Here is an 11,665-nt window from a genome sequence, read left to right on the forward strand (position 1 = left end):
CATCAAGTTAAATAGTTGTTATGTCTTGTGTAAATAAAATACCTAAGCCAGTTCCTGAAAACACTTCAACAGTGGTAGGTGTATTAAATAATTGTTGCGCCTGTTGTCCCCAGCTTTTACCTACTGTTGCCAGGCCAATGACCGCATTTTCCAAAGTGGATCGGCCAATACCATTTGAAACAGTAATGTTATTTCCACCACCTGTACCACCAATACTTACCGTGGTATTAGCTGACTGAAATGCATTTCCAAATCCTTCAATAAATGATGAGGCGAACAATGAGCCGTACCGCATCAAATAATGATGATCCGTTCTACTTGATAACGCGGTCCTGGCTGTATTGGGGTCAATTGCAAAAGCAGAGATAGATGTGGTTTTTGCAGCACCAGGGACAGACATAGTATTGAACGTAATAATCATTTTGTTGGCATTAGCAGGTAAATTAAAACTACCGATAAGTTTTGCACCTTTCAATTTACCCGATACAATAGTCGCCAGAATAGGGCCAGGCTCATCACTGTTTACAGAAGTATCCATTACTGCAAACACGATGTCCCCAGTTTTAATTATCGCTTTTTTAGGTATATCTTTTGCAGGCTGTTGTCCTTGAGCTGCATTCATACTCGTTCCGGAAGGAGCAATAGCACTTGCAGCCGCATCAGCCTTCTCTTCAACGGTGCTTGCAACATAAGCCTGAGTACTAACGGCCTTCCAGCTCTGAACTGCTTGATTCGCAGCGCTAAGCATATCTGATGTTCTTTGTTGTATTTTTTGTTGGTATTTTTGTTCTGCCATTTGCTGATTTTGCTTGCTTAATATTGCCTGTAGCTGATCATTACTTGTTGCTGCGTTAGAAGGAGCCTGCTGATTTCCAGGGAAACCAGGTACTCCTGTCATAGTAGACAAATTTTGTGGTGCATTAGGCTCTTGCAGGCCGGCAATACTAGATTCAGCTGCGGAAAATCCAGCTGCTTGCAATTGGGCAGAAGTAAAGCCCGCCTCTTTTAGCTCGGCAGCACTGTAACCCGCATTTTTAAGCTCAGCGGCACCATAGCCTGCATTTTTTAATTCAGATGCAGAAAATCCTGCGTCTTTCAAATCTTTAGCACTAAACCCTGCATTCTTCAAATCTGATGCGGAAAACCCAGCATCCTTAAGATCTTTAGCAGTAAAGCCCGCAGCTTTAAGTTCTGCAGCCGAAAATCCAGCATCTTTTAAGTCTTTAGCACTGTACCCTGCAGCTTTAAGTTGGGCCGCAGAAAAACCAGCCTTTTTCAAGTCAGCGGCACTAAAACCAGCGTCCTTGAGATCCTTGGCGCTAAAACCAGCGGCTTTTAAGTCCTGTGCCGAAAAACCAGCATCACGCAGCTCCTTGGCACTAAAGCCTGCATTTTTCAAATCATTAGCACTAAAGCCCGCGGCTTTAAGTTCCGCGGCGGTGAATCCTGCATCCTTTAATTCTTTAGCAGAGTATCCGGCATCTTTTAATGCCTGCGCTGAGCAACCTAGTGTTTTCTTGATTGTAAGTGCACTCACCCCTGCTGCTCTGGCTTTTTTTAATGATTCCACACTACAATCCGCAGTTCTTCCACTGGCGATAATTGCAGCAGGACTTAATCCAGCATCTTGTAATTGTTTTTGTGTAAATCCAGCCGCTAATAATTCTGTCGGAGTAAACCCTGCATCTATCAATGATTGGACATCAAAACCCGCATTTTTTAAAGCTTGTGCACTACATCCGTTTAACTCTTTAATACGTTTAGCGGATACACCAGCAGCAAGCAGTTTTTTCAATTTAGCAGGATCACAACCTGCAGCCTTAACATCTGCGTCAGATAATGGATTTGCAGCGCTAATCTCCTGAGGTGTAAATCCAGCATTTACCAATTCCTCATCCGTAAAACCAGCGGCCTTCAACGCCTGAGCGCTACAACCAGCATATTGCTTGATCAAAGCAGCACTTACACCAGCTGCTCGTTGTTTTTTTAAGACATCAACATCACATCCTGCATTTTTAATATCATTCGGTGTGATTCCAGGCGGAAGTTCAGCACCTGCTGCTTTGATTTGAGCAGCGGAGAAACCGGCCTTCGCCAGTTCTTGCGGAGTAAATCCGGCATTTAATAAATCGCGCGCAGTGAAGCCTGCTGCTTTGAGCTCATCAGCCGAAAAACCGGCCTTTTTTAAATCTGCAGCGCTAAATCCAGCATCTTTTAATTCTTTTGCCGTAAAACCTGCGGCTTTCATTTGCTCAGCAGAGCACCCAGTAATTTTTCTTATTGCTGATGCCGAGACACCCGCTTTTCGTAATTTGGTTAGTGCGGCAACACCACAGCCTTCTTTTCTGACATCATCAGCAGTCATTCCATCTGGCAAACCACTGGCTTTAGCAATTTCATCTTCAGAAAAGCCCGCTCCTTTTAATTCACCATCAGAAAAACCACCATCTTTCATTTCCTGAGCGGTAAAACCAGCATTACGTAATTCACAAGCATCAAACCCACAAAGCCTTAATCGTTCAGCACTATACCCTATATCTTTAAGTTGTCTGGCATTATATCCAGCAGCTCTCAATTCCTTACACTCACAAACCTGTTCCAGGTCACGAAGAACATAACCGCTATCTTTTAATTGCACGCAAGTACAGGCAGATTTTAAATCAGTTATTTGGGCTCCTTGATTGACAACCTTGGCAATAATCGCTTTGCTGCAGCTTCCATTTTGTAAATCTTGTATCCAGAGACTTCTTTGGGACCCTTCATCATCCTCTCTGGCTAAAGCGCTAAAACCCACTCCGCCTTGTCCGTTTTGAGCACCAATAACACCAACGCCTTGCCCGAGTGCTTGGGTACGAATAATTGTAGGAATAGCACTGCCCCCAGTGGTTTTCGCTTGCTCAGCCTGAGTGATATTCTGCTCTTCTTGTAATTTGGCATATTGCGCCGTAGGATCAAGCACGCCGGGAATAGATCTAATGCCTGGGGTCGTGGTTACTTCAGATGAAGACAGCGGTTGTGTCGAGTTTCTTAATTTTATATACCCTATTGCGATAGCTACTACTAACAGTACTAACGTAAAAATGATAATCACTCGAGTTCGAGTATTGGAAAACAGTGACTTGATATTTTCTTTTCTGCTTGCCATTTGCTTATAACCCTTCCACCTTGAGCTGCATGACTTTACCATGCCAGGATACTAACAACACCGGAGATTTTTGCATTTCATATGCATGCGTTCCATCTGCACTGGTCATACTTGCTAACCAGCCCGGTGACAATATAGTGAGATTGGTTCGAACATACATCTTATCATTTGATAACCACGCACGCGCATCTCCTCCACTAACCACTAACCGCGAACTTCCAGCTGGGGGAACACCATCAAGAACATGAAGCAGAATGTCGCTTGCTGAAGGAGGAATACCTTCCTCCATCGGCATGCTTTTGGCATTTGGTCCATAACCTTGAACACGAAGATCAACACGATAATCTACTGCTTTTTGGCCTGGAATTAATGTCAACATCACCGGAGTATTCAATCCTCTCAAGCGCACAGCCAAATTACCGTAGTTATATAACTTCATCGCCTGGATCATTAATGTATTGCTGGTTTTATCCCATTGAATATTAAATGCCCCAGGATCACCCAGATCATAAGCGGATATTGGCCAAGGAGCCCCTGTCGAATCTAAAAAGACTAAAGAAGAAACAAATCCCTGTGATAATCTAATCACTGGAGGAGTAGAACCTGGTGATAAATTGACGAATTGAGATGTTGCTGTTGGCTTTGGTGGCGTTCCAGGTGTTGATGCCTGCGCATATTCATTAGTCTGATAAATTTGTTTTAAACGAACGATTTGTTCTGGACTTAAAGGATATAGACTACGAACCATATCCTTGAATGCCTTATTATCAATTATTTCAGTTTCATTTTGACTTATGACCTGATTATCTCCCCCTGATGCATTTTGTGCCTTTGTACTCTTCGGAGAAGAATCAGGAGCTGCATTATTTTGCGCGACATTTGGTGTTGCAGGAGTAACTGCCGCACCAGGAATCACGCTAGTTATTCCCGACGCTAAAGTTTGGCTGTCCTGTCCAGGGTTTTGTGATAATTTCTGTTGCAATAACCTTAGTTGTTGCAAAGCCTGTTGCGCATCATCATCTTTGCCAGCAGCAAAGGCTCCAAATGAGATGAAACACATCATGCCAACTGTTAAACAATTTTTTAACCGTGACTCTATTTTTTTCATCATTAATTAACCCCACCACTGGCAGGTCCAACTACAAATTGTGATATACCAATTCCTCGGGGCGAATTTAAAGTAGAAACTCGAGTAATCAGCATGGTTACAACGTTATTTTGTTGCGTAAATTCACTCGCACTTTGATAAGTAACCAGAATAGGCATTTGCACTCGCCAGGAAAATTGGCCATTTAACACCCCTTTTTGCAAAATTATTGGTGCACGAGTTGCTACTGCTGAAACAATCAATTTTTTGGCTTTTACCGCGTCAAGGTTATTTGAGGACTGTAATGCACTAAGAAATTGATCCCAGCCATCTGCAGTAAAAAATCCTGAAGATGCTTGTAGTTCATCCCTGTAATTTACGAAATTATAAGTAAATGCCGCGATAGCCGCCTGGTTAGCCCACTGTAATACCGCAGAGTCTGACTGATTAGGTTCATTTAATGGAAATAAGGGGGTAATACGTCCATTTATTGTGGTCGCAAAATATTTAGGAGCAGGAGGGTGCGTTATCATATAAACCAGCAGTGAAGCCAGGATGATGTTGACCACAATAGCAATCAGAAGCGCAAATATGACCTTGCGCTGGCTATCTTTATAAAACTGATTTCTTAGTGCAACTACCGTTAAGGCATCTTCAGCCATAATATCCTCTACTTATTGCGGTATAACCCGTGGTACATCATCTGTTGGCGGATCAGGTTCCAATAAAGGTTCAGATGATTCATTTGCCGTCGGCATCGACTTCAGCTTTACAGGAGGAGTTACCCCACTTGTTGCATAGTAATCTCTCTCAGGTAAATTGATGTATATATAAAAAATGTATGCACCTATAATACCACTTAAAATAAGAGAAAGAATTAAGGCCACCAACCCTCGTCGATAAATATTAACATTAAAATTCTTGTTCTGTCTTATTAACAACCACGATTCTCGACTCATAACTTCCTCAATTAACCACCGCATTTCTGAATGTTATTTCTACACGGGCATTAGGAGAGTTATCTCCTCCCTGAAGATAGGTGGTTATAGGTTTATCACTACCGAGCCCTTGTGTAAAGATAAAACGGCTGTCAATACCTTGAGTCCATAGATATTCACCAACAACACGTGATCTTGCTAAAGTTAATGCTCTTTCTCTTTGTACGGATACGTATTTACTACTGAAACTGGTAACACTTACGGCTACTTTTCTAAACTGTTTTAAAAATATAGCAACGTCGTTTAATACACCATAAGAAGACCATTTTAAATGGGGTGATTGATCCTCAAACAATAAACTTGCTGGTATGCTGATCATATAATCCTGGCCAATAGTAACCGCTTTAATTCCGCTTCGATTAAATTTGGTGATGAATTTCATAATTGTTGCATCACAGGCTCCCTGTACCTTACACGGCAGCTTGGGATCCTCGTCATCCGGAATATAATTCGAACGATGACATGCACTTACTAAAAGTAAGATAATCAACCCGATGACTCGAATCATGATAATGATGTAGTTAACAAGCACTGATCTCACCCGTTATCCCCATTTTTGAAAATAGACTTATTGTGTTATTTATGTCTAACTATCTTTACTAGCCAATTGATAATAAAAACATACAAATCATTACGTTACAATGAATTTAATAAAATTGCTATTTTTTTAAAAAAATTATTTGAACTGCACGAAATATATGGTGTTTTTTTCATCAACATTGAAAAGATTAAACTCAATATGAGATGGATTATGGCGCAAAGGGCACTAAAGCATAAATTACCAGACTCTATTGTGGCCAGTTACCGATAAAATAAAAAACACTGTTTCCGAGGTTACAGTGTTTTGTTTCATTCGTATAATAAATATGGGGCAGATGAATGCTCTGATTTAAGTTAAATCTTCTTCACTTTTTAGCCTCGCTTTCTCGCGTTCCATTGAGATTCGTGAAGATAAAGTTCTTACTACATCAGTAAGTTCTTGAGAATCGATGACATCTAGTTCCTCAGGTGGATAACTTGTAGCTAATTGGAAGTCTTTGATGAGCTCATTAGCGACAGTACCTGCATACTTATCCTTTGCACCAGCTAACCGCTCAATCATCATCATTTGATTTCGAGTTTCGTTAATCGGCAACAACGGCTCTGAAAATGCTGATTTATCATTAGCCAAAACAGGCGGTGCATTCGCATTAACTCTCAGCCCGCTGAATATTGTTAACGCCCCTTCAACTTCCTCTTCGATAATATCCTCTACTGGTTCAGGCTCATTGTGACCATGAAAGGCAATAAATGCGGCAACACTTCGCTCAATAGGCTCCTCAATATTTGATTCTCTGAGTGCTTTGGTTATCAAGGTAATTTCTTCATTTTCAACTTCTTTACTAATGCTTAAATCACCGCTATTCAATATCCGTTGGAAAGACGATAATTGTTTTTGTAATTTAACCAAATAATCATCTGGTGGCGGTTCGACTTTCAAGAACTGATTAATTTTGAGCTGTTTCACTGGTTTGGGATTAGCGTAAAACATGCGAGCGCGAACAATTTTTGACTTGAAAAAGATATGTGCTTCACCCTCTGTTTGTTCTTTCAAATCCAACAAATCAACACGAGATCTTTTTTCAAATGAAGAACTTTTCGTATCCATATAACTATTAGTGATGCCAGAATCTTTCGTTTGAAATGAATCAACTTTTGTTACATAGGCCTCACCTGCCGTTTTTGTAAAGAAATCCCAGGTTTCTGTCGGATCTTCAAGCTTCATACAAATTTTAATGTTCGTGTTTGCACCGATTGATGCAGCCTCTTCTTTTGATGCTTTTTGGAATGCAGGTAAATCCTGACCCGCAAATATCGCGGAGAACCCTAATGAACGTGCCTGAGCAGGCACCACAGCGAAGCCTTGAACCGCGTAATAACCGTACTCATCAAGAATACACATATACGGAGTAGGAGCATTTGTTGGTTTTCTTAAAATAACATCCCGATAATCCCCTTCAACTTCTTCCCCCAGACCTGCGGCCATCATGGCTTTTAATGAGGATACTATAATTTTACCCAGGTTCGATAATTCGTCAGGAGATTTTTCCAAAGCAGGTAACAAGACCACCAAGATTCGTCGATTTAATACAACGTCCTTAAAATCAACTTCTGCAAGGTTTGTTCGGATAATGTGCCCATAAGTATCTGCTAATGATGAGAAACTTCTTACCAACTGCATGGTAATAAAACCATGCTGTTCCAGTACTTGAGATACCTGCTTGCCTTTTTTCTCTTTGTTATATCCTGGTAATGTATTTAAATAGTTTCTTAATGGATCGGTTACTAATTTAGGGATTTGCTCAATATTCACGCCTTCTTGGTCATCCCGTGGGAAAATTTTATCAATGACAATCGATTCCAGGCGTTGTAAATCAAAATAGTTACGAATCGAGTTTGCATCCAACAGAATTGCCCCATCGTCACGCATGTAAACCAATAAACGCATAAGAGCTTCAACGAAAGCAATTGCCCGCCCCTTCCACATATCACCATCTGAAGACTGGCCGGAGCCCCCCATCAAACTGACCACCAATTGGGTGAGCATACTGGATGAACCCTGACAAAATGGATTCAAGGTGTTAGATAACCGTCGTTCCTGTGGCCCCACAATATCTCGGGCACCAGTCATAAAATTAATGAGTAACAAATCATCTTCGCGTCCCATGCTGCGAACCATAGAAAAAACTTTCGCATAAAGAGAGTTATCCCCTTTCCCATCAACATAGATAAATCCGCTTCCCTGAACCAGGGCATTGTAGGCTAGAGAAACCAAGGCTTCTGTTTTACCACTACCGGTTGAACCAAAAATTAAAGCATGAGTACGCATGTCATCATTGGCAAACCAGAGCTCTTCACCTGTTTTACGATCATTACCAAAAAAAGCAATTCCACGGGCAATATTGGGTTTATTAATTCCAGGCTTCAGATCGTTATAATCTTTCACGCGAGCAATTTGTGGAAGTCGAAACGGTAGTTTTTGCTTGCGAGTATAACTATAGAGAAAGCAAAGCGCCCCCAGAAGCATCAATAAGGTGGCAACCTGAGAAAAATAGTATGACGCAGCCGCCAAGGCAAATAATAAAATCGAAATATTGGTAGGATCAGCAAAAAAATCTGCTATTCGCTGGGTTATAGTTCGCGTATCCCTTAAAAGTAGGGTTGGATCCAACTCATTTCGTGTATCAATACCGCGCATCATGGCTCTAATTCTCCCATTTGACGAGGTGTTAATTTAATTTCTTTAATCGCGATTTCTAAAGCCCTTATTGCTTCATCAATCATAGGTACTAAAGAACGGCGTCCCATCACTTTTTCTGCTTTCCAATGGGCAAACGGGCCACCAACTTCTGAATAAGGAGTTTGTCTGCCTACACAATTAAGCATATACCATAATCGTCGGTCTATGGGCTTTAGCCAAAGAAATTCTGAACTGGGCACAACTCCGTCATCCCTCGCAGCTTCAAGTAATGACGCCAAGACCGTAAGCATATAAGCATGTTTAGAAATAACTTCCTGAACAATTTCAGAGTTTTGATATTTTTTGATTATCGGTTTAGCCACTGAAAAATCGGGTTTCCCGGCAACAAAAGTAGCATCCAGTACCTTTAAAATATGATTAGCGGCATCCCTGTCTCGATTTATTCGCGCAAGAAAAACGCCAGCCATCGCATAAGCCTGGGGAGTACAGCGCTCGAACCCATCCCAATAAGGTCCCAGCTGCATAGTGAATACACGCTTGGCATCCCCTTTTCGAATTCCTGCCGTCATCTCTTGCCCGGGAAGAGGGTTGTCTAATAACGCATCATCTTTTCTCAATAAATTATACTTACGAGCAAACTCCATTGGAGTCAAAGCCATAGCCCAAGGCCCTTTATTCACATCCTGGCTCACTAAATCTTCTTTAACGATTGGCATAATTGCAGGCCAGTTGAATTGCTCCTGTGCCCTCAAGGTCTTCATATCATGAGCCCTGCGGAATTTTAAAGTAATATTTGAACGATAGAGCAAAACCGCGAGCACCAATAAAACAAAAACAACAGGGTAACGCATGAAATCACCAACATTTCCTGTCATTTCAACTAAGACGTGCCATTCTATTGTTTTGGGATCGACAGTTTCCATAAGATAAATCTGGTTAGCTAATGACTGATTATTAATAAATAAATTAACCAGCTTGGCCTGCCAAATATTTATTTGAAAAACGAAACTGACAATATGCTGATGTCCAAATTTCCAAATAAAAAAACCTGTGATGAACAACAGTACGATAATCCATACTGGTGCCATCCCATTGTCTGAACCCGATTGCTGTTGTTGCTGAGCCATTGATGCAAACTTTTCTTAAGGTTATTTAATTCAAGTATATACTGCTCTGAGGCAAATTTGCGATATTTTCTAACTAGATAGACCAAAATATGAAATCTAGTAATAAAATATTTAAATCAAACAGCCCCATTGAAAATCATTTACGATTGTTTTCAACCTGTTTCAGCAACCATCTGAGTATCTGTTATGTTGTTTTAATCAACCGTCCACGTTCGTATTTATAGACTCCCGTGAGATGCACAAAACGACTGATATTATCCAGATTCAAGGTTTTATCTTTTAAGCTGAGCAGAATTGTTCCTAGCTTATCTACAGGCGCTTTGTCTGAAGAAAGGGGTAAAATATCAGATTGATTGATATAAATACCAACATAACTTTCATTTTGTTTGTTTTCTTTAGTTTTAAGTATTGCTTTTACATCAGCCTCATCGGCATAAATGGGTCGCGAAATCATTTGTCTGGGCAGATTGACAATAATTTTCTCCCAAGACTGCATGTTTGTCCCGTCAGAGGAATACAGTGAAATAAAAATCTCCTGTTGCCCACTTCTCAAAGCAATACGGTTGGCTAAATGCGACTCCGCTTTTAACTGAGCATGGCTGCTAGCGCCCAATTGATTTAAGAAGCCATCACGAATTTCAATTAAATTTTTGCCAACGACTTTTAGAAAATTGGATTGTTCCCAAGGGCCCTTTTCTATGGCCTCGTTCAAAGCGTTTAGTATGGCTTCATTTTGTTCATCAGAGAGTCTATCTTTCATAACATCTTAGGGTAGAGCACCCAAATTAATAGGCATTAATAAGAAGTATAACAGCATTTGCCAAAATCGATGTCAGCATAGCTATAATAAACCTTAAAAAGTCCGAGTATTATAGAGCGATTCAATATGCTCAGCGTCAGGTTGTCTGGCAATATTATTATCCAAACTATTTTGAATAGCTACGCTGCAGTTTTGTAACACTTCAACGGCTAAACAATATGCTGCATCGTTTGATCGCAAGTTAGATGCCTGATTCGTTTTGCCCACAAGATTGTTTACTGGAACAACGACTTGAGAATGAACGAACTCAAGAGATACGCCCGCTTTTTGTTCGGCAGGAGATAAATGAAATCCGTATCTATTATCTCCATATTTAAGATTTCGATCACGTGCATCAGCCATTTGATAACTCCCACAAATTTATTGCTTTATGTAACCAGTGTAACAAATTCAATTGTTGACGATACCTGCTTTCTGAATAACTTTCGAATTCTTTACAAAAAATAAATACACTATTTAGTCGTACATTAACTCATCCATAGGAGTATAGTCTCGACTAGGTCCACCTTGAATTAATTCGTTTACCACATCAGTCATACATAATAAACGCAGCACATTGGGTGTAACTTCATCAAACACTACTCGAATACCCAATAATGCGCCTTCAGTTTCATCAAATGTAACACCTAACCCATACCCCAGACAAAGAGAACATAATTGATCTGCTCTTTTTGCGATTGCTGGTAATAAGCCCGTATCAGAAAACACTTCCTCATACCCTACAAACCGATCATTCAGGTAAAATTTGGCGTTCAACGCTGCCGCAATGACGACCATGCACTTGCTAATATCTCGTTCCATTTATCTCCACCATGGTTGTGAAGACTTGAGAGACCCTGCAAAAATGTTGCGAATCCATCTCAAAAATACAGGGATAGTAAAGCCATAATGCTCAACAATACCAAAAAATACAGCGGAAACTAACACTAATATTCCTGTCCACACTCGAATGTGCATTAAAAATAAAAAAATTGGGAATGCTGCCCGAGCATCCACAATGAAAAAACGAGCACTGCGTGCTGAATCACGCCAATGACTTGTAGCAGAAAAACTTCCAGCCATACCCTACCCTCAAGAACTATCCTCTTAAGAAAAGTATATACCTAAAAAAATGCTTTCGCACCAGCCTGATTGGATTATTTAATGCATTAATAAAATGAAAGAAATAGGAACTTAGTCCATGGGAGAATGATCTTTCGAATAAGAATTAGCAAAACTATTCTTAAGAACCTGCTCCATATCAGCAG

Annotated in this window: 11 protein-coding genes; all 11 read right to left on the reverse strand. The window is 40.5% G+C overall.

Annotated features, from left to right (window positions below):
* Positions 1 to 7: 7 nt before the first annotated feature.
* Positions 8 to 3,145, reverse strand: coding sequence for a type IVB secretion system protein DotG/IcmE (gene dotG, locus Q0495_RS12345; protein ID WP_298626806.1), 3,138 nt, complete (start codon positions 3,143 to 3,145; stop codon positions 8 to 10).
* Positions 3,146 to 3,149: 4 nt separating this feature from the next.
* Positions 3,150 to 4,253, reverse strand: a complete 1,104-nt coding sequence (locus tag Q0495_RS12350; RefSeq protein ID WP_298626825.1) for a DotH/IcmK family type IV secretion protein — start codon at positions 4,251 to 4,253, stop codon at positions 3,150 to 3,152.
* Between the two features lie 2 nt (positions 4,254 to 4,255).
* Positions 4,256 to 4,894 (reverse strand): type IVB secretion system apparatus protein IcmL/DotI, encoded by a 639-nt coding sequence (locus tag Q0495_RS12355; RefSeq protein WP_298626808.1) that lies wholly within the window; start codon positions 4,892 to 4,894, stop codon positions 4,256 to 4,258.
* Positions 4,895 to 4,906: 12 nt separating this feature from the next.
* On the reverse strand, positions 4,907 to 5,191 hold the full coding sequence (gene icmM / locus Q0495_RS12360) for a type IVB secretion system protein IcmM/DotJ (protein WP_298626810.1): 285 nt from the start codon (positions 5,189 to 5,191) through the stop codon (positions 4,907 to 4,909).
* A 7-nt stretch (positions 5,192 to 5,198) separates the two neighbouring features.
* Positions 5,199 to 5,771 carry a type IVB secretion system protein IcmN/DotK gene (icmN, locus tag Q0495_RS12365; RefSeq protein ID WP_298626812.1) on the reverse strand — a complete coding sequence of 191 codons (573 nt, stop codon included), beginning with the start codon at positions 5,769 to 5,771 and terminating at the stop codon, positions 5,199 to 5,201.
* Positions 5,772 to 6,119: 348 nt separating this feature from the next.
* Complete coding sequence (locus Q0495_RS12370) at positions 6,120 to 8,471, reverse strand: TraM recognition domain-containing protein (protein WP_298626814.1); 2,352 nt, start codon at positions 8,469 to 8,471, stop codon at positions 6,120 to 6,122.
* The gene (gene icmP, locus Q0495_RS12375) at positions 8,468 to 9,598 is read right to left on the reverse strand and encodes a type IVB secretion system coupling complex protein DotM/IcmP (protein ID WP_298626815.1); all 1,131 of its coding nucleotides are present in this window, start codon (positions 9,596 to 9,598) and stop codon (positions 8,468 to 8,470) included. Before icmP ends, Q0495_RS12370 begins: the two co-directional genes overlap by 4 nt.
* A 184-nt stretch (positions 9,599 to 9,782) precedes the next feature.
* The gene (icmQ, locus tag Q0495_RS12380) at positions 9,783 to 10,358 is read right to left on the reverse strand and encodes a Dot/Icm secretion system protein IcmQ (RefSeq protein WP_298626817.1); all 576 of its coding nucleotides are present in this window, start codon (positions 10,356 to 10,358) and stop codon (positions 9,783 to 9,785) included.
* Between the two features lie 93 nt (positions 10,359 to 10,451).
* Positions 10,452 to 10,760 carry a hypothetical protein gene (locus tag Q0495_RS12385; protein ID WP_298626818.1) on the reverse strand — a complete coding sequence of 103 codons (309 nt, stop codon included), beginning with the start codon at positions 10,758 to 10,760 and terminating at the stop codon, positions 10,452 to 10,454.
* Positions 10,761 to 10,874: 114 nt separating this feature from the next.
* On the reverse strand, positions 10,875 to 11,219 hold the full coding sequence (locus tag Q0495_RS12390; RefSeq protein WP_298626819.1) for a type IV secretion IcmS family protein: 345 nt from the start codon (positions 11,217 to 11,219) through the stop codon (positions 10,875 to 10,877).
* Positions 11,220 to 11,480: an IcmT/TraK family protein gene (gene icmT, locus Q0495_RS12395; RefSeq protein WP_298626821.1), complete on the reverse strand. Its 261-nt coding sequence runs from the start codon at positions 11,478 to 11,480 to the stop codon at positions 11,220 to 11,222.
* Positions 11,481 to 11,665: the final 185 nt, after the last annotated feature.

This window comes from uncultured Legionella sp. (genome assembly GCF_937871865.1).
GTDB lineage: Bacteria > Pseudomonadota > Gammaproteobacteria > Legionellales > Legionellaceae > Legionella.